Source organism: Chloroflexota bacterium (genome assembly GCA_009840355.1).
Lineage (GTDB): Bacteria > Chloroflexota > Dehalococcoidia > Lucifugimonadales > JADFKI01 > Bin90.
In genome coordinates, this window is record VXNZ01000039.1 from 80531 (window position 1) to 99590 (window position 19060).

General features: G+C 58.5%; 15 protein-coding genes. 10 read left to right on the top strand and 5 right to left on the bottom strand.

What is annotated here, in order from left to right; all coding sequences use genetic code 11:
• Positions 1 to 596: 596 nt before the first annotated feature.
• On the bottom strand, positions 597 to 1940 hold the full coding sequence (locus F4X57_11060) for a trypsin-like serine protease (protein MYC07689.1): 1344 nt from the start codon (positions 1938 to 1940) through the stop codon (positions 597 to 599).
• Positions 1941 to 2121: 181 nt separating this feature from the next.
• On the opposite strand from F4X57_11060, the gene F4X57_11065 reads away from it, so the two are divergent.
• Positions 2122 to 4746, top strand: coding sequence for a ComEC/Rec2 family competence protein (locus tag F4X57_11065; GenBank protein MYC07690.1), 2625 nt, complete (start codon positions 2122 to 2124; stop codon positions 4744 to 4746).
• Positions 4747 to 4798: 52 nt separating this feature from the next.
• Here F4X57_11065 and F4X57_11070 read toward each other — a convergent pair whose 3' ends face one another.
• A complete protein-coding gene (locus F4X57_11070; protein MYC07691.1) occupies positions 4799 to 5494 on the bottom strand; it encodes a hypothetical protein in 696 nt (231 codons plus the stop codon).
• 479 nt (positions 5495 to 5973) lie between these two features.
• Here F4X57_11070 and F4X57_11075 point away from each other — a divergent pair, with 479 nt between their 5' ends.
• The 9 genes from F4X57_11075 (at position 5974) to F4X57_11115 (ending at position 16462) form a co-directional block, all read left to right on the top strand.
• Positions 5974 to 7107 carry an aminotransferase class V-fold PLP-dependent enzyme gene (locus F4X57_11075; protein MYC07692.1) on the top strand — a complete coding sequence of 378 codons (1134 nt, stop codon included), beginning with the start codon at positions 5974 to 5976 and terminating at the stop codon, positions 7105 to 7107.
• 226 nt (positions 7108 to 7333) lie between these two features.
• Positions 7334 to 9436, top strand: coding sequence for a hypothetical protein (locus F4X57_11080; GenBank protein MYC07693.1), 2103 nt, complete (start codon positions 7334 to 7336; stop codon positions 9434 to 9436).
• Between the two features lie 219 nt (positions 9437 to 9655).
• On the top strand, positions 9656 to 10615 hold the full coding sequence (locus tag F4X57_11085; protein MYC07694.1) for an ABC transporter permease: 960 nt from the start codon (positions 9656 to 9658) through the stop codon (positions 10613 to 10615).
• 32 nt (positions 10616 to 10647) lie between these two features.
• Positions 10648 to 11562, top strand: a complete 915-nt coding sequence (locus tag F4X57_11090) for an ABC transporter permease (protein ID MYC07695.1) — start codon at positions 10648 to 10650, stop codon at positions 11560 to 11562.
• A gap of 209 nt (positions 11563 to 11771) precedes the next feature.
• On the top strand, positions 11772 to 12911 hold the full coding sequence (locus tag F4X57_11095) for a DUF1501 domain-containing protein (GenBank protein MYC07696.1): 1140 nt from the start codon (positions 11772 to 11774) through the stop codon (positions 12909 to 12911).
• A 135-nt stretch (positions 12912 to 13046) separates the two neighbouring features.
• Positions 13047 to 13403 carry a hypothetical protein gene (locus F4X57_11100; GenBank protein MYC07697.1) on the top strand — a complete coding sequence of 119 codons (357 nt, stop codon included), beginning with the start codon at positions 13047 to 13049 and terminating at the stop codon, positions 13401 to 13403.
• Positions 13404 to 13413: 10 nt separating this feature from the next.
• Complete coding sequence (locus F4X57_11105; GenBank protein ID MYC07698.1) at positions 13414 to 13788, top strand: hypothetical protein; 375 nt, start codon at positions 13414 to 13416, stop codon at positions 13786 to 13788.
• A gap of 35 nt (positions 13789 to 13823) precedes the next feature.
• Positions 13824 to 15266: a DUF1800 domain-containing protein gene (locus tag F4X57_11110; GenBank protein ID MYC07699.1), complete on the top strand. Its 1443-nt coding sequence runs from the start codon at positions 13824 to 13826 to the stop codon at positions 15264 to 15266.
• Positions 15267 to 15415: 149 nt separating this feature from the next.
• On the top strand, positions 15416 to 16462 hold the full coding sequence (locus F4X57_11115; protein ID MYC07700.1) for a hypothetical protein: 1047 nt from the start codon (positions 15416 to 15418) through the stop codon (positions 16460 to 16462).
• Positions 16463 to 16667: 205 nt separating this feature from the next.
• Here the strand turns inward: F4X57_11115 and F4X57_11120 are convergent, their stop codons facing one another.
• The 3 genes from F4X57_11120 to F4X57_11130 all read right to left on the bottom strand — a co-directional run bounded on the left by F4X57_11120 (position 16668) and on the right by F4X57_11130 (position 18950).
• Positions 16668 to 16883 (bottom strand): hypothetical protein, encoded by a 216-nt coding sequence (locus F4X57_11120; protein MYC07701.1) that lies wholly within the window; start codon positions 16881 to 16883, stop codon positions 16668 to 16670.
• Positions 16884 to 16967: 84 nt separating this feature from the next.
• A complete protein-coding gene (locus F4X57_11125; GenBank protein ID MYC07702.1) occupies positions 16968 to 18506 on the bottom strand; it encodes a hypothetical protein in 1539 nt (512 codons plus the stop codon).
• Between the two features lie 60 nt (positions 18507 to 18566).
• Positions 18567 to 18950 (bottom strand): hypothetical protein, encoded by a 384-nt coding sequence (locus F4X57_11130; GenBank protein MYC07703.1) that lies wholly within the window; start codon positions 18948 to 18950, stop codon positions 18567 to 18569.
• Positions 18951 to 19060: the final 110 nt, after the last annotated feature.

Below are 19060 nucleotides of genomic sequence, written 5' to 3' on the forward strand. Positions count from 1 at the left end.
ACTTACGCAATTTTCTAACGCCAAAAGGAACAAGATGCTTACATAAAAAGCGCAGCAAGCAAAGGGAAGAATCAACGATTCTCAAAATGTACAGCATTAGATAGCCGCATTCGATTTTTGAGAGAGGCCGAATCGAATGCCACGATCATTCTTGGGTGTGCCGTTGATGCCAGATGGAACCTAGGACACAATGATTCCGTTTGGTTTTGGATAGAAGAAGACGCTGACAGAGATACATTTATGGGTTGTGTACGCATTAGATGAGAAAGGCAAAAGAACTCGACAATGAATGACGAACAACTGAAAAGAAACCTGCAATCCGTAGGCAAAGAGGTCTTCGTTACATATTACCGCGAATTTGCTGACTCATCCATCGACGCCGCAGCCATTCTCAAGCGAGATAGATGCTATACGGATAAATCGTGCAAGAGCCGCACAAGCCATGCTCGCGGCATCATCAACGCAGGACGAGCTAAGGACGCCTTGACAATCATAAGTCAGTCTCCCCGTGTGTCGCCCCAAGCGGTTTCCAGAGCCGAAAGGCTGCTCGAATCTAGGTTCTGAATTGCGGCAAGTCCCGTTATAGTCTGGGAACTCTAAAGCGACGGCCGTTCTATCAGCGTTACGCCTGTTACTTGGGTTTCGTTTTCGTGGATGTATTCGACTTGGACTTCCTGGCCTATGTCGAATGTCCAGAGAAGGGTTAGGAATGCTGCCATGTCGGGCGTGGGGATGTCGTTGAGTTTGGTTATCACATCGCCCACGCGGATACCCGCTTCGTATGCCGGTCCGTCGAGCGTCATTCGCGTTACGATTATGCCTTCGTCCACGTTGAGCCCAAGCTGATTCGCGCGCGCCGGCGTTACATCCGCGCCTGTAAGTCCGATAAGCGGCCTGACCACGCGACCATGCTCGATTAGGCTGTTGATGATGGGCTGCGCGGCTGTCGAGCTTATTGCGAAGCCGATGCCCTGCGCGCGCCTGATTATCGCCGTGTTGATGCCGATGACTTCGCCCTGCAAGTTGATGAGCGGACCGCCGCTGTTGCCGTCGTTGATGGCGGCGTCCGTCTGAATTAGGTCGTACAGGTCGCCGCGCTCCGTGCTGAGCGTGCGACCGCGCGCGCTGACGATGCCGAGCGTAACCGTCGGACCGCCCTTGAGCGCGAGTGCGTTGCCGAGCGCGACCACCCAATCCCCCACATCGAGCGCGTCGGAGTCGCCCATCTTTATGGTGGCGAGGTTGTTGTCGTCAATCTTCAGCACCGCGAGGTCGGTGATTATGTCGTAACCGACCACATCCGCGTCGTATGTGTTGCCGTTGGCGAGCGTAACTTGAATGTCGTTCGCGCCTTGTATCACATGGAAGTTCGTTACGATGTAGCCGTCCGGGCGAATGACGGCGCCCGTGCCTGCGCCTTCGTCGGTGAAGTCGAAGAACATCCCACGGCTGACAGACTCGACGGATATGGACACGACAGCAGGTTCGATTTCGTCCACGAGCGACGCTATCGATGGTAATGCCGTGAGCGCGCCTACGGGGGGCGGCGCAGGCGATATGGATTGCGCGATGAACGAGGTGTTCGGTATGCCGGACGGCAGGTGCAGTGCGTTCAGATCTCCGGCATTGGCGGCAGGCGCGCTGGGATTCGTAATATAGCCGTTCTGCGCGGCGGCGGATTGCGGCATTTCCGACACAGGCGTGGCTGCCTGCACCGGCTCGCCGGAGAATGTGGAAAGATCCGGCGGCGAATCGTCGGCCGCGCTCTGACCACACGCCAGCGCGGAGATGGCGAGAGTCAGTGCCAGTGCAGCTGCGAGCGCGATGCGTGAGGTCCTCATACATCCATGATAGCCAAGCGCGAAATATCGGTCAATCGGGAACTGACATGGATGAGACGATTTCACAAATCCCTGAATTTGCATAAGTCCCGAAGTCAATCTCTAACCGTCATTCCCGCGAAGACGGGAATCCAGCGTTCAAAGGTGTGGATTCCTGCTTTCGCAGGAATGACGAATATGCTGGCTAGGCGAATCTGCATTTGTGAAATCGTCTCGACATGGATATACAGGATAAGATGATGGATAGGCATCCTGTATATCCATGTTAGTTTAGGGCTTGATGAAACTTCTTTGTGCGGCGATTGCGTTTGTGGGTGGTACGCTGGTTGGCGCGCCGCCGGAGGCGCTGGCGTTGTTCGCGGCGGCGGGGATAGTTGGCGCAGTGTTGCTTGCACGGCTGCGCGTGTCGGTGCTGCCTGCGGTGATGGTGCTCGCGTTTGCGCTTGGCGGGGCGCGCGTGGCTGTGGGCGATGATGCGCCTTTGACCGCATACGCCGGACCGCGTGTTCAGCAGGTTGAAGGTATTGTCGTCAGCGATGTGGATGGGTATGGCGATTTCTCGCGATTCCGGCTGCGCGTGGAGCGTGTACATGCGGATGGCGCGGACGGTGGGAATGGCGCGAATTCGGTGAACTCCGCAAATTGGACGGACGCGATCGGCACGCTGCTAGTATCGGCGCGCGCGGATGCGGAAATCGCCAAGCAGCGGAATGCGCCTTACTTCCGATACGGTGATCGCCTGCTCCTGCGCGGGCGTATCAGCGAGCCGCCGCAGCTGGACGATTTCGACTACGCGGCATATCTGGCGCGGCAGGGCATATCGGAGGTGATGGACGCTCGCAGCGTAACGATCATTGGCACAGGCGAGGGCAGCGCGTTCTACCGCTCGCTGTACGATGTGCGGCGACGGCTCGCGCAGTCCATCGCGGCGGTGGTGCCGGAGCCTCAGGCGGCGTTGAGCCAGGCTACGCTGCTTGGACTGCGGCGCAGCATGCCGTCCGACCTGACGGAAGCTTTCCGGCGCAGCGGCTCGGCGCACCTGCTGGCAATATCAGGGATGCATGTCGGCATATTGCTCAGTGTCAGCCTATCCGCAGGCGCGGCGATATTCGGCAAGAAGTGGCATCTGCACCTCATCGCGCCGCTGCTGGTTATATGGCTGTACGGATTGCTCGCGGGGATGTCGCCATCCGCGACTAGGGCGTGCATTATGGGCAGCGTGTATCTGGCGGCGCTGGCGTTCGGCAGACAGCGCGGGGCGCTCGCGCCGATAGGCTTTGCAGCCGCGCTGATGGTCGCCGTGTCGCCAAGCGTGCTGTACAGCATATCCTTCCAGCTCAGCTTCGCGGCGATAGCGGGTATCGCAGCATTCTCCGGCGCGCTCGGCGAGGCGATATGGTCACAGATGGCACGATTGACGGCACGACTGCCCGGCAGATTGCTGCACTGGCGATCGCCGTTGCGCGCGCCGGTCGTCGCACTCACGGACTTACTTGGCGCGTCTATCGCGGCGACAATCGCATCGTTGCCGCTCATTGCGCTGCACTTTGAGCGCGTGTCCACGATGGGCATACCGGCGTCCGTGCTGACGCTGCCCGCGCTGCCGTTGCTCATTATGAGCAGCGCAGGCGCGGCAATCACCGGGCTGGCGAGCACAACGCTCGCAATGTCATTCGGCTGGCTCGCCTGGGGCGCCGGAGCATACCTGTCGGGCGTAGTGACGATGCTGTCCGGATTGCCGGGCGTTTCGGTTGAGATTGGCAATGTGCCGGCGTGGGCGGTTGCCGTGTACTACGGCGCGTTGGCGCTGGCGTATGGTGTGTTTGCGATGTTCCCCTGGCAGGCGCGGTCGCTATGGCAGCGGATGAACGGCGTGCAAACGACCGGCGGAAACGACGCGGCGGCGTCAGAAAATGGCAATCGTGATGCGGCGGCACGGACGACGGGCGAACACGGCTCTGCGAAGGAGGCGGTGAGCCAGGACGAATCATCCGGCGTCTCATCTCCGAGGGCAGGAGGCAGCGCGCGCAAGTTCGCGCACATCGCTGTGTGGCTGCTTGTGCCTGCCGCGTTTGTTGCGTCGCTGGCGTGGTCGCAGGCGCTTTCGCGGGACGATTTGCTGCGCGTGGCGTTCTTGGATGTGGGGCAAGGCGATGCTATCTTCATCGAGACGCCGCGCGGCAGGCAGGTATTGGTTGACGGCGGCACGGACGGGCTGGTGCTGGCACGGCTGCTAGGCGAGCGCATGCGATTCAATGACAAGCATTTGGATATGGTAGTCGCGACGCATCCGCACACCGACCACATCGGCGGCTTGACGCTTGCGCTCGAACGATACGATGTCGGCGCGATTTTGGAACGGCGCATCGAATACGAAAGCGCGGCGTATGAGGCGTGGTCGCGTGCCGTCTCAGACGAACAATCGCAGGGCGCGACGGTGGTGCAAGCGCGCGCCGGACAGGTCATCGCGCTGGATGAGAATACACGCCTAGAAGTGATATGGCCCATGGACGAACTTCTGCACGGCACCACATCGGACGCGGACAACGCATCGGTGGCGTTGCGGCTGGTGCATGGCGATGTGAGCGTGCTGCTAACCGGCGACATATTCGCAGAGGCGGAGCGCGCGCTGTTGGCAAGCGGCGCAGCATTGGACAGCGACGCGCTGAAAGTGCCGCATCACGGCAGCGACAGCAGCAGCACGCCAGAGTTTTTGAGCGCGGTCAGCCCTGCTGTCGCAGTCGTCTCTGTGGGCGCGGACAATCGCTTCGGGCACCCGGACGCGAGCGTAGTGGAGCGCCTGCGCGAGTTCGTGGGAGAAGACGGCTTATACCTGACAGTAGAGCAGGGGACGATGGAGCTGATTTCGGACGGAACAAGGCTTTGGGTGAAGGCGGAGCGATGAGCGCCGATACCCAGCGGATACGCGCAGGCAGCTTGCCGCGCGGCATTGCGCGCTATTGCCGTTCGGATGCGCCGGAGGCAGGCATTCCTGCACCGTATCTCTTGACGAAATGCTTTTCCACTTGCCCGGTAGCAAGCATCGCGCCTATCGCCAAAAGCCAGATGAAGAACAGACTGCCGATGATGGGATGCGCCACTGTTGCCGAGTCCAGCCAGATAAATTGCATGGCAAAGCCCAAGAGCGCCGACCCTGGCGCAATCTTTCGGAGCGTTCCGCCCACCCCCCACTGGAAGCGCGCGGCTATCATCAGAGCTAATCCGGCGGCGCTGAAGCCGACTTTACCAATTATCCAGCGCAGGTTGTCCGCCGCAGCAATTCCCGCAACGCTGCCGGTGCCTGCGGCGTCAGCTTGGATAACGATGAGGAGCGCGCATGCGCCCGATACCGCAGTGCAGGCGCCTGAGCCAACGAACAGGTATGGGACCCAGGACGTCGCCCAGCGGTCGCGGATGATCCATGTCCGAAGCAAGAACCAGCCTCCTAGAATCAAGGTTACGCCTGATAGCAGTCGGCTCACGCCGAACAATCCGTACATCTCCCGATTCTCGGATATAGCCAACAGCGACTCCGCAAGCGTCTGCTGGTCAGCGTCGGAAGCGACGCGGGCATATACCATGACCGCCGTGACCAACGCGGTCAACAGCAGAAAGGCACCGCCCAAACGGGCGGATCGGTCAGTTGAACCCATATCACCAGCCACTGCAACTCCTTTCAAAGCATTGAGAGTATTGTCATTGGGACTACTATGATTACTGAGGCGTGCCCACAAGAATGCTTGCAGGCTCACCGGACACGCCGCACAGATTGTCGGCGGTTCAAGCGATACACGCATATAAGCACGCGGAGCGCACTAATACTATCATTCATCTTAACATTCTTGTCAATCTATATGTCTGCTATTTATGAATATACATTTACTTAAATGCATAGTATTGCATATCGTAAGTCAGGCATCCTGTACAAGCGGAGTAGGCGGCGTTGAACGCGCCCGCTCTGCAGAAGATTGACGCAGAAACATTCCCACTATCGGCGCCAATACCCCCGTTCATCCAAGTCCGCTGCTAGGTGATATAATCTTCCTTTAGATGGATGGTTGATAGATAATTGAACTCCCTTCCCCATCGAAGGACGAAAGTTTGGATGCATACACCCAATCGGAGGTGAGACATGGCATGGAGTGGCGATCCTGAAGGCATCTACGGCGCGCTTGGCGTGAAGCGCGTCATCTCGGCGTCGGGCAGCACGACTGCGTACGGCGGCAGCAAGACGCGCACCGAGATTTTGGACGCGATGAACAAGGCGTCGAATATGATGGTCAGCTTGGATGACTTGAACCGCGCGGCGAGCCGTATCATCGCGGACGCCACGGGCGCGGAGGCGGGCTTCGTGTCGAGCGGCGCAGCGGGCGGTCTCGTGCTGCAAGCCGCAGCCGTCATCGCCGGATCCGACCCCGCCAAGATGGACCGGCTGCCCGATTCGAGCGGCATGAAGAACGAGATAATCATCCACAAGAGCCACCGCTTTCCCTACGACCAGTGCTACACATCGGTCGGCGCGAAGTTCGTGGAAATCGGCGACGGCAGACGATGCCAGCCCTGGCAGCTGGAGGCGGCGTTCACCGAGAATACGGCGGCGGTCGCATACCTGTTCTCGCCGTTCATCACGCGCCGCGCCATACCGTTCCCCGAAGTGTGCGAGATAGCGCACCGGCACGGCGTACCCGTCATCGTGGACGCCGCCTCGATGCTGCCACCGCGCGCCAATCTGCGCCGCTTCAGCGCAGAAGGCGCGGACATGGTGATATACAGCGGCGGCAAGGGCGTGCGCGGGCCGCAGGGGACAGGCATACTTTGCGGACGCGAAGACCTGATAGACGCGGCATTCGCCAACGCCGCGCCGCACCAATTCATCGGACGCGGGATGAAGGTTGCCAAGGAAGAGATTGTCGGGCTGCTGCGTGCGATTCAGATATTCGTGGACGAAGACGAAGACGCGGAGATGGCGCGGTACAAAGGCATGACGCAGCAGGTCGTGGACGCGCTGTCCGAAGTGCCGGGCTTGCGCGTATCGCTGGAGCACGACGAGCATAACTACCTGATCCCGCACGCCGTAATGCGCTTTGGGCGCGAGTGGCGGGGACCGGGACGCAACGAAATCTATGCCGCAATGGTCGCCGGCGATCCGCCCATCTACCTGCACGACATCTTCGACCCGGACGAGCTAGCCGTTGACCCGTTCAATCTGGACGACGACGAGCTGGAGATTGTGATACACAGGCTGAGCGAGGTGTTGCTGGGGTGATCGTGTCGCGGTGCCGGTAAGGCACAGAAGTTATGAGAACAGGGTTGTGCTTCAATGGGCGCAGCCCTGTTTTCATTGTGGAGCAGCGCATTTGCCGGGCCAGTCATTCGCCGTTGACATAATGAGTATTTAGTGGTTTAATCCTGCCATCCTTAACAACCCACCGCTATCAACTCCCAAGAAGCCTACCGTCAGATTCTACTTAGTTCGCGCTTGAGAGGTGAGCATGATTTGCCGATTGTTTAGTGTCAAAGCGTCGTTGTTGGTATTTGTAATCGCCGCGTTCGCTATGGTATTAATCGCTTGTGGCAGCGAGCCTGCCGCTCCGGCCCCCGCGCCGGCACCAGCACAGCCGGCAATCGATGCCGATGCGCTCAGCAAGCTCGTGCAGGACGCCGTGCAACAGGCCGTTCCTGAGCAGGAGGCAGGCCCGGCGCCTGTGTCCGCCCAGGAAATACAGAGCATGGTGGAGGCTGCGGTTTCTGCCGCCGCTCCGGAGGGGGCGAGTGCTGAGGACATCGCGGCTATGGTGGAGCAAGCTGTCGCTGCTTCGGCGCAACCCGGCGTGTCGAAAGAGGATGTCGAGGGCCTTATCACTAAGGCAGTGAACGACGCTGCTGCCCAGCAGTCTGCCGGAGTTTCGGCTACGGAAGTGCAGCAGATCGTGTCTGCGGCGGTGGCTGCCATCCCAACGCAGATTCCGGTGCAGCAGGTCGTCCTACAGCCGGTCGCCGCAGCAGCGGAAGAGCTTGAAGAAAGCAAGGTCGGCATCTTCAATCGCCCGTCGGAGGCAGAGCCCAAGCGGGGCGGAATCGTCAGAACGGGCTGGCCGATCGCGGTACAGCATTTCGATCTTCACCAGGGCGCCATAGCCTACGGTGGCATGACGATGATGTACAACAATCTCGTTTACTGGAACGCCGCTGACGGCGAACGCACCATAATCCCCGACCTCGCCGAATCGTGGGACATTTCTCCCGACGGACTCACCTGGACATTCCCTCTACGGGAAGGTGTGAAGTGGCACGACGGCATGGACTTCACTTCGGCGGATGTGGAAGCGACTTTTGATCGAATCTTCAACCCGCCGGAGGGCGTGATTACAGGCCAGATGACTGACCTCTTCGAGCCGATTGAAAGCGTTGAGGCCACGGACGCATATGAAGTTCAGATCAAGCTGAAACGAGCGACGCCGTGGTTCTTGGAGCTGATAGCGGCGGACCCGCTGTTTGGGCCTGCAGTAATCTACCCGAAGCATGTCATAGACGCTGAAGGAGGAGATCTGCGCCGTGAGCTCTCCGTCGGCACGGGGCCGTTTACGGTGAAGGAAAGGCAGCCCGGCGAGACCTGGGAGCTCGAAGCGAACCCGAATTACTGGGACCCCGAACTACCGTACGTTGACGGCGTGAAGCAGTTCCACATACCGGCATGGCCGGACAGGGGTACTGCGGTGCTTACCGGGCAGACCGACTTCGCGTGGAACGGAAGCGTGGAGACCTGGCAGGAGGCTGCCAGGCAACCCAACAAGTTCCAGGTCGGGCTGCCCTCAAGCACGGCTATCTGGACGGTGTTCATCAACAATGAATCGCCGCCGTTTGACGATACTCGCGTGAGAAAGGCGATACACCTTGCAGTGGACAAATGGGAGATGAGCGAGGTAATCACCTCGGTCGTGATTCCCTTCCCGGTCAGCCACTGGCAGGCGCCGACAAGCCCATACGCCTGGCCCGAGGAGAGATGGTCGCAGTTGCCCGGATACAAGAGAGACAATACGGAAGATGTCGCTGCCGCCCAGGCGCTATTGGCCGAAGCGGGCTATCCTGACGGATTTGAAATACAGAATATCATCGTCAGCAACCCAGCGCCTTACACAGAAGTGGTCGGCCCGGCATTCCTCGCGCAATTGAAGGAAACTTTGAACATCACCGCGAAAGACTTCAATGTCATTGAAAGGGCGCTCGAAGGTGACACGTTGGCCTCGGGCGACTGGGACCTGTTCATCGGGCCGAGCGGCTGGGGCAACCCGACGACAGACCCTACCACGATGTGGGTGCCCTATGTCACTTGCGACGGGGCCAGGAACTTTATGAACTACTGCAATCCTGAGTTGGATCCCATTCTGGACCAGTTGATGGTGGAGCTCGACCAAGCCAAGAGGCAGGAACTCGCAGACCAAGTTGTGACCATGCTCGATGAAGACCCGCCAACCTGGATGGTTGGAACGGCGACAGGAATCCCGATGGGATGGAACTATGTAAAGGGATTGTCCATACCGACAAGGGTAAATGGAGGCTGGAAGCGGTTCGAGACCGTCTGGCTGGACAGGTAGACAAGATAATTCGAAAAATCAGCTACTGAATTCGCGCGTGTAGCTAATACTAATGTGAAGAGGTTTCATAGCTAAGGCCATATTCCATGGCTTACATTGAGGCCTCTTCATTCTTTCACATAATACGAACCAAGAAACCAAGCGCTTAAATTCACGGCAATTTGCCCGAGAGCCACCAACAACAGACCGCAAATCAGACGCCACAGGGCAAACTTCAATATGCGCGTTTACATACTTCGCAGGCTCCTGTTGATTATCCCCACCATTTTCGGTGTGACGGTTCTCATCTTCATAGCCATGCGAGTTATCCCGGGGGACCCCCTGAAGAGCATCGCCGGCGAGGGGGAGATATATGTACTCACAGACGAGGAGCTTGCCGCGGTCAGAGCCTCACTAGGTCTTGATAGACCGCTGTACATCCAGTACCTAAGCTGGATGGCGGATGTGGCCAAGGGGGACCTGGGGTTTTCGTTCTGGCGCGACAACGAGCCCATCCGCGACATAATCTTGAGGCGTGGACCTCTTACCGCCCAGATCGCAATCATGGCGATGATAGTGGCTTGGCTGATCGGATTGCCAGTCGGGATAATATCAGCCATGCGGAGAAACTCCATGCTGGACTATGTTCTCCGCTTCATCGTTACGGTTTTTATTGCCGTGCCCAATTTCTGGCTGGCCTTGACCTTTATATTATTCACCGTGCTTGTGTTCGAGTGGCGTCCTCCGCTCGATGTTCACTACTTATGGACTAACCCTTCGATGAACCTTCAGATGACTGCCGGTCCCGCGGTCGCACTTGGGATTGGCCTAGGGGCGATAACTGCGCGGATGAGCCGGGCAACTTTCCTGGAGGTGCTGAGGGAGGACTATGTTCGCACGGCGCACGCAAAGGGGCTAAGCGAGTGGGTGGTAGTGCTCCGGCACGTGCTACGAAACGCGTTTCTACCTGTGATAACGCTGTCCGGACTTCAGCTGGCTGCACTTCTGGGCGGAACTGTCGCGGTGGAGCGCGCCTTTAGCGTTCCGGGACTGGGTTTCACGCTCGTGTTCTCGATTATCCAACGAGACTGGATGATGATCCAGAATCTTGTACTCATCTTTGGAATGGCGACGATTACGGTAAACTTTGTGATAGACCTGCTGTACGGCTGGCTGGACCCCCGGATCAGGTTCAACTGATCGGCGGAACTTGTGCTACGGAGAAATGTGCTTTGAGAGAGATGGAGTCCGCCACCGCCACACCCGCCGGTAGCCGTGGGCTGATCGCCGTTGTAATGGCGCCGGTAGGCTCAGCGATACGATTCGCTCGTTCGTCTGTCTTAGGCGCTGTCGCGCTGGTAATCCTGATTGCGGTAATCCTGACTGCGGTCTTCGCGGATCTGCTTGCGCCTCACGACCCGTTGCAGGCATTCTTCACCGAACTCAGGAAGCCTCCTTCCACTACTTACCCATTGGGCACTGATTACATTGGCAGAGATGTCCTGAGCAGAATCATCTTTGGAAGCCGCGTCACACTAATTGTCGCATTTGTGTCTATCGGCATTGGAAGTGGCTTGGGAATCATCTGGGGCATAGTGACCGGTTATTTCGGTGGCAAGTTCGATCTCATAACCCAGCGCTTCCTTGATGTGCTGATGTCGTTCCCCACAGTGATACTCGCGCTCCTGCTGTTGGCGGCCCTGGGAGCGGGCATTCTAACAGTAATCATAGCGATAGCCGTAGTGAGCATTCCTAACTCAACGAGAATTACCCGTTCGGTAGCTCTCACGGTCAGCGAGATGGCTTATGTGGAGGCGGCACGTGCCGTAGGCGCATCACCGAAGCGGATTATGATGTTGCATATAGCTCCGCAGTGCTGGGCAGCAGCCCTGGTGATCGCAAGCGCCGGTCTTGGGGTTGCGATATTCGCAGAAGCCGCTCTCAGTTTCCTGGGCCTGGGGATACCACCGCCAACGCCTACTTGGGGAAACATGCTCGGTGGCTTACTCAGCAACCTGTTCAAACCTCCTTGGTGGCTGGTCATTTTCCCTGGAATCGCCATCACGATCACGATACTGGCATTCAACCTGCTTGGGGATGCTTTGAGGGACTATTTAGATCCCAGGCTGCGGGGAAAGCTGCAGTAAGACGTCGATTCTGGCGCGTTTCTATGCCATTTGTCCTTTTCATGGTCTTGACCATTTTCCTAGAAAAGCGCACAATTACAGGACATCATGTAGAAGTGCGCCTGTTTGCCTGATACACTAGGCATTCAAGCCGATTTACCGCGTAATTGACCACCTGAGAACAAGTGACGAATCAGCACGCGACAAGCGTTAGGAGAGGAGCAAAGGCAATGGGTTCCAACGGCAGCAACGGACATAGCAAATCACTGGTGTTTGTGCAGCTCACAGGGGGTAATGACGCGCTGAATACTGTCCTACCCATCAACGATGAGCATTATTACAATTTCCGCCCGGCAGTACAGTTCCAGCCGGAAGACCTGCTGAAACTGGACGGCAATATCGGGCTGAATCCGAATATGACCGCCATGAAGCGGCTGTGGGACGAGGGCAAGGTCGCCATTATCAACGGCATCGGCTACCCGAACCCGAACCGCTCGCACTTCCGCTCGATGGACATCTGGCACACGGCGGAGCCGACGAAGGTCGCCACTGAAGGCTGGCTCGGTCAGCTCACGCGCGACCTAGACCCTAAGGGCGAGAATGTTCTGACATCGGTCAACTTCGGCCGCGGTCTGCCGCGCGCGCTGTCGGCGCAGGGCGTGCCGGTCGCGTCTGTCGGCGATCTTGCGACTTATGGCTTGTATCCGGACATCCATGATGAATCTATACGCAACCAGACGCTGGATATGTTCTCGCAGATGTACGGCGGCGCGGGCAAGGACGCGGTGAAGGAGTTCATCCAGCAGACGGGCAGAGGCGTGATGCAGGGCGCGGACATACTCGGCACGGCGCCGCGCAACTATTCGTCGAGCGTCGAGTACGCGAATACTTCCATCGGTCAGAGCCTTAAGGACGCGGCGCAGGTGATGTTCGCGGACATCGGCACGCGCATCTACTACACCGGGCAGGGCAGCTACGACACGCACGCGGGCGAGGTGCCGATGCACGCCAAGCTCATCGGCGAGATGTCTAACGCAGTCGGCGACTTCTGGGACGATGTGGAAGAGCACGGCTATGAGAACGACACGGCAGTCGTGATATTCTCCGAGTTCGGCAGGCGCATCAAGGACAACGGCTCCGGCACCGACCACGGCTCCGGAGGCGTGGCGTTCGTCATCGGCGGCGGAGTGAAGGGCGGCATGTACGGCGACTTCCCATCGCTCGCGCCCGAAGACCAGCTCGAAGGCGACATGCACTACAACAACGACTTCCGCAGCGCGTACACCGACCTGCTGGAGGATTGGATGGGCGTGGATGCCCATCCAATCACGAACGGAACTTTCGAGAAATTGGGGCTTATCAAGAAGTAGTCGCTTCAAGGCGCAATCTCCGGCAAGCGCCATTCGCGCAGCCGGGGGTTGCCGCCAACGCACCCAAAGCACTAGCAGAAGCGCAAATCGATGACTCTTGCGGAGCCGGATAACTATATCGCAGTCAATAGTCGCATGCTAGAGCAAGCGAATGGGCAGGCCGCCTGGGGGACTTTCCGCAGGCGGCCAAAAGGGCTGGGCACCGCCGCACATTACATGAAGGCAGTCGCCAAGCACTGCGGTTGGCAAAACGGTTCGCACCGCGATTTCTTTACCATCAAAGACAGATTAGCGAACGAAACAAACGACCCCGGCATGATAAGCCTTCTGTTCCGCGAGGCGAACGCTTTGCATCAGAACTTCTATGAGCCGCTCTATCTTCCAAGCGACGTTAGAGGCGGCATAGATTCTGCCAAAGAGTTTATTGGTTTGCTGGAAGAGGCGGCGGTATTGCGCGAGCCGCCTACTGATACTCTGAACGGGACAGGGTAGGACGAAATCAATGGGAACATTTAGGTACCCTGTGGAAATAGGCAACCCGTCGGGTACGTATTATGAGTTTGTGAATCCGATGGTGGATACTGGCGCAACTTACAGCTTTATGCCCGCATCTATGCTTGAGCGGCTTGAAGTGGAGCCTATGGAGAAGGTGAAGTTCACATTGGCAGGCGGAGGCCGACTAGATCTGGATATTGGACAGACTTGGATACGAGCGCGAGGGAAGCAAGTCATTACGATTGTAGTGTTTGGCAACGACGATTCGATGCCGTTGCTTGGCGCATACGCGCTGGAAGGGCTACGTTTAGCAGTTGATCCATTCAACAGAAGCCTTGTGCCAAGCGAAGCTTTCCTGCTCTATTGCACACACTCGGGATAAAAGAAACCAACAATACTCCCTGCTTGGAGGCGAACATGACCACAGCAACGAAATCGGATGTCGGACTTGTCAAGCACCTGCTGCGGCGCGCGTCTTTTGGCGCGACTCCGGCAGAACTCGACCACTTTGAGGCACTCGGCTACGAAGACGCCATCGAAGAACTCCTGCATCCTGACGATCCGCAGCACATGCCGGACGACATCATCAAGCGCTATCACACTGATATGCACGAGCTGCGCTACGGCAATTCCGCCTCTGCGTACTGGCTCTACCGAATGGTTACCACGAAGGCGCCAATGGAAGAGAAAATCGCGCTCTTCTGGCACGGCGTGTTCGCCACCGGCTACGCCAAGACTAATCAGGCGCGCTCGCTGCTGAACCAAATCGACATGTTCCGCAGGCTTGGGCTTGGCAAGCTCGACGACTTGCTCATTGACCTCGCCAAAGACCCGTCGATGATTATCTGGCTGGACAATCAAGAGAACCACGACGGCGCCATCAACGAAAACTGGGGCAGAGAACTACTCGAACTGTTCAGTATGGGCATCGGGAACTACACCGAAGACGACATCAAAGAGGCGTCGCGCGCGTTCACCGGCTGGACGCTGGGCAACGCCGAATACATGGCGGTGCGCGCGTCTAAGGACTCCATCTGGCCATACGGCAGAATCGCGTGGCACTTCAACTTCCGCGACAGCGACCACGACGATGGGCAGAAGAACTTCCTGGGCGAGACGGGCGATTTCAACGGCGACGACATTGTGCGCATCATTTGCAAGCAGCCGGCGACGGCGCGCTTCATCGCGCGCCACCTGTACGACTTCTTCGTGGCGGACGAAGAGCCGGTGCCGCAGTGGCCCTACACCGCGCCGCGCGATCCGGACGCCATCGACATCCTGTCGCAGGCGTACTTCGATGGCGACCACGAGATTCGCCACATGCTGCGTGTGCTCTTCAACTCCGACTTCTTCAAAGAGGCTCAGTACGCGCGCGTAAAATGCCCGGCGGAACTGGTCGCAGGCACGATGAGGCTGAGCGGTAGCGTTACGCAGCCCGACATGGGCATCATCCCTACGTCAGACCTGACCGGCTTCATGGGGCAGACGCTGCTCAACCCGCCGTCGGTCGAGGGCTGGCACGAGGGTACGGAGTGGATTAACAGCGGCGCGTTGGTCGAGCGTGTCAACTTCGCCGCGAAGGAAATCAGCGACATCACCGCGCCCGGCGTGCGGCTTATCCTGGACAGGCTGGCAGAGCAGAACGGCGGCGAGTACACGCCGTCGGAGCTTGTGGGCGCATGCCTGGACATTATGGGCACGCCGGAGATGGACATCGAGATGCGCGCCGCGCTCACAGCGCATGTGGGCATCAAGGGCGATGTGTCGCTCGCCAGCCACCGGCAGGGCGACGAAGCCGAACAGCGCGTCGGCGAACTGCTCGGGCTAATCGCATCGACAACCGAGTATCAGCTAGTATAAGTAACCTGCGCGGATGCACTGCGCCGGGAATTAACATCGATGTACGGGATGGGCAGGATGTGACAACATGAGCGTCCTGCCGTCCTCGTTACATAGTTACACGACTGAACTACACGACCGACAACAGCCAGACACAGAGGGCATAACGAATGACCACTACCGCCGCACAGACGCTGAAGATCGATTATGTGAAGACGATAGGCATCGTGAACAACGCGCCGGTGGGGCGTGGCTTCGCCAATCCGATTGACCTCGCGTTACATGCGGACGGGCGCATCTTCGTGCTGAACCGCGGCGCGCCTGTGTTCACGCGCATCGGCGTTACGAACATGGACGACGACTATCTGTACGAGTTCTCCTCGCACGGCGATGGCGAAGGGCAATTGCGGCTCGCGGCTGGCATAACGCTCAGCAACGACGGCAGCCAAGTCTATGTCACGGACGAGTACAACCACCGCGTCAGCATCTTTGGCGCGGACTTCGACAATGATAAAGACACTGCCAACAGCACTTTCATAAAGGCATTCGGCGCGAAAGGCTCAGGTCCGGGGGAGTTTGACGGACCGACCGGGATCGTAGTCGATGCCGACGACAACCTGTACATCACCGACCAGAATAACCACCGCGTGCAGAAGGTTACGCCGGATGGTCGCCATCTGCTTTCGTTTGGCAGTGAGGGCAACGGCGACGGCGAGTTCAACATGCCGTGGGGTATCAGCCTTGCGCCGGATGGCAGCGTATTCGTCGCAGACTGGCGCAACGACCGCATTCAGAAGTTCAGCGCGGACGGCGAGTTCATCGCGAAGTACGGCGAATCAGGCGATGGCGATGGGCAGTTCAGCCGACCGTCGGGCGTTGCGATTGACGCGGACGGCAACATCTATGTAACCGACTGGGGCAACGAGCGTGTGCAGGCACTCACGGCGGATGGCAGCCACCTGCGCACGATGCGCGGCGAGGCGACGCTGTCCAAGTGGGCGCTCGACTTCCTGGCAGCGAACCCGGACGAGGTGGAGACGCGCAAGATTTCCAACCTGACGCCGGAGTTGCCACCGCACCTGGACACGCCGCACCTCATCTCGTCGCAGATTGAACCGTACTTCTGGGGGCCTTCATCGGTCAACTTCGACGCCGACGGGAGAATGTTCATCACCGAATCGTCTCGCCACCGCATACAGGTCTATCAGCTAGGGTAGATTTGGGATAGCGCGAAATACAGGGGCTTTCAGTTATAACCTTCGTATCCTTGTCATTTAGAGCGGAGCGAGGAATCTAGCATCCTTCACAGCAGCCGGGTTTGTCTTAAGACAGAGTTTTAGATTCTTCACTACGCTGCGCTTCGTTCAGGATCACAACCGATAGGCCCTGGCGCGACATAGGGTGAAATAGCGCGGCACTCTGCTAATCGTCTTCATGTCCGGTTACGCGATACAGCTCCTTGCTCAGATCGGTCGCGGATTCGCGGTCGCTCCGGTCTAGCATGCGCAGCGTGGCACGTGCCATCAGGTGCATGGTCTTCTCCAAGCGCACCAGCATGCGCTCCAAGCGGAACATAAACCACAGCAACAATATGCCCGCCAGTCCTATATTGATGAACTGAATCAGGTCGGTTCCCATTTCCACCTCCTCTTCACATATATCCTATCCGTCCTGTATATCGATGTTAGTTCCTGTCGTGTTACCCATGCCATAGGGCTGCGATTACGCCTGCCGCAATAGCAGCGTGCGTTCCATTCGCTTGCCGGCTTGTGCCACATCCAGCGTGCTGCCTTCAATGTAAAAATCGCTGTCCACGCCCATTGCTTCGTATTGCAGCGTGATGCGGTCGGATAGGCGTAATTGCAAGGTGAGCAGCGTGTTCAGGGCTGAGCCGTTGGGCAGCGTAACCCTAATCGCGGCGCGTGGCTTGGAACGCCGCGCCAACCGCAAGTCCAGCGTAGCCTGCGCCCGATGCGCCTCGCGTATCCAGCGCGCGTCTATGCTCCGAATGCGCTGTCCATATGACGCTTGGCTGCTCGTATTCCCCGAACTCACCAGCACGGGCGCATCGAAGGCGAGCGCGTTCACGGTGCGCATGCCCAGCCGTGTCAGATAGCCCGCCGTGCTGCCGAACCTGACGCGAATTAGCGTGCCTTTGCCGTTGTAAAGCCGCGTCGCCGGGTATGTAACAATCAGCTCATCCGTGATGTCCGCGCCGCCGCCGTCAGCCTGCGTGTTCGCCGTGTAGTCGGTGTTCTTCTTCGGCGTAAGCTGCCCGCCGACGACATCGTAGTCCTTGCTTTCGGCTAAAAACTCGCGAGTCTCGCCGGCGCTGAAGTACGGCTTTTCGACGAGCGTCCAAGCGGTGCGATGCCCGTCATTCGTGGCATCGCGGATTCGCATGAAGAGCTTGTTTTCTATGTTGCCCACGCCATCGCTCCAGCGCAATGACGAGAAGTATGCGCCTGCGCTGTCGTCAGAATCGCTAGTCGCTTGCAATGTTGCCCTCACCTTCGTGTGCGGCGCGGACGCGCGGTGAGTGCGGCTTTCCAGACGCCAGAATCCGCGACCGTCCACATATACGAAGCCGTCTTCTTCGTCTTGCAGGCGGCGAATTTCGTCTGATGCCTGTTCGTCCCAGAGCGCGGGACTCCACAGCTGCGGCACGAGAACGGCACCCGTATCGAGCATGCGCGCCGCGGATTCAGCGCCGGCGTAGTCGAGGATGTCGCCCAGGATTTCGTCCGATGTCTGTGGAAACGACGATGTGGCGTACATATACAGCGTTACATTTTCGAGTCGGCGCATCTCGTCATAGGCGCGGATGTGGCACTGCTTTGCGTTGGGTTGCGGCTCGATGCTGTGCAAGTCGCCGTAGAAAAGCGATGCCCAGCCGCCGAACTGTCGCCATGTATGGTCTGCCGCGCCGTCGCAGTACAAGCCGTGCCGCGTTGCGCCCGTGTTGAAATCGCTGCTCGCGGTGATGAGATGCTCCCGTCCAACGAACACGCGGATGGATTCGCCGTGTAATTCGGCTTGGATGAAGTGCGTATCTGCCGCGTTCCATTCTAGGGCAGCCTGCGCCAGCAGCGAATCTGTCCCGTCTTCGACCTTGCGCAATTGCACTGAGCTGCCGTTGACGCTGATGTACAGGAAGTTGTCGGCGTCCGAGTAGCGCAGCGTCAGCCCGCCGTGTTGTGTGGCATTGCTGCCTCGCGTGAAATCGCAGCCCAGCGACGCATCGGCAAGCGCGAAGTCCATAGTCGAGATGCGCTTGCCGGTGCGAGCGCCGTTGGTCTTCGCTCCGCCGCCATCCGCGATTCAAAAGTCGCTGCTTGGCGATGACCACACATACGATTCGCCGTAGTCCGGCGCGTGGTTGTCTAATATCGTGTCAGCAACACCGGCGAACATATCGCAGGGGAACGCGGCACGCAGCCATACCTTGCGTCCCGGTTCGAGATTGCCGGACAAATCGGATTTGCCGTTAGGCGGGCTGTACTTGTGGTCGGCATTCGCCAGCCGTATATCCAGCCGCGCCGCGTCGATATATTCGCTGCCCAGATCGCGCAAATGCCGTAGGGAAAAGCCCAAAGTCGCCGCGGTAATGTCGTCATCGTCGCCCGAGAACTTGCCTTCGCCGCCCCAATCCACCATCAACTTCCACTTCGCCTCGCTCACGCGCCGCCTCCCAGTAGTGTCCATCACAAGCCCGCACACGCCCGCCCATCCCGTATATCCCGTATACCCATGTAAGATAAGGGAATTATACGGAAAGGTTGACAAGTCAAGCCGCCACTGGTAGATTGGGTATG

Excerpts from the sequence above, each read along its gene's own strand:
- F4X57_11065 (MYC07690.1), top strand. The coding sequence starts at position 2,122 with ATGAAACTTCTTTGTGCGGCGATTGCGTTTGTGGGTGGTACGCTGGTT.
- F4X57_11070 (MYC07691.1), bottom strand. The coding sequence starts at position 5,494 with ATGGGTTCAACTGACCGATCCGCCCGTTTGGGCGGTGCCTTTCTGCTG.
- F4X57_11075 (MYC07692.1), top strand. The coding sequence starts at position 5,974 with ATGGCATGGAGTGGCGATCCTGAAGGCATCTACGGCGCGCTTGGCGTG.
- F4X57_11080 (MYC07693.1), top strand. The coding sequence starts at position 7,334 with ATGATTTGCCGATTGTTTAGTGTCAAAGCGTCGTTGTTGGTATTTGTA.
- F4X57_11085 (MYC07694.1), top strand. The coding sequence starts at position 9,656 with ATGCGCGTTTACATACTTCGCAGGCTCCTGTTGATTATCCCCACCATT.
- F4X57_11095 (MYC07696.1), top strand. The coding sequence starts at position 11,772 with ATGGGTTCCAACGGCAGCAACGGACATAGCAAATCACTGGTGTTTGTG.
- F4X57_11100 (MYC07697.1), top strand. The coding sequence starts at position 13,047 with ATGCTAGAGCAAGCGAATGGGCAGGCCGCCTGGGGGACTTTCCGCAGG.
- F4X57_11105 (MYC07698.1), top strand. The coding sequence starts at position 13,414 with ATGGGAACATTTAGGTACCCTGTGGAAATAGGCAACCCGTCGGGTACG.
- F4X57_11110 (MYC07699.1), top strand. The coding sequence starts at position 13,824 with ATGACCACAGCAACGAAATCGGATGTCGGACTTGTCAAGCACCTGCTG.
- F4X57_11115 (MYC07700.1), top strand. The coding sequence starts at position 15,416 with ATGACCACTACCGCCGCACAGACGCTGAAGATCGATTATGTGAAGACG.
- F4X57_11120 (MYC07701.1), bottom strand. The coding sequence starts at position 16,883 with ATGGGAACCGACCTGATTCAGTTCATCAATATAGGACTGGCGGGCATA.
- F4X57_11125 (MYC07702.1), bottom strand. The coding sequence starts at position 18,506 with ATGGACTTCGCGCTTGCCGATGCGTCGCTGGGCTGCGATTTCACGCGA.
- F4X57_11130 (MYC07703.1), bottom strand. The coding sequence starts at position 18,950 with ATGGACACTACTGGGAGGCGGCGCGTGAGCGAGGCGAAGTGGAAGTTG.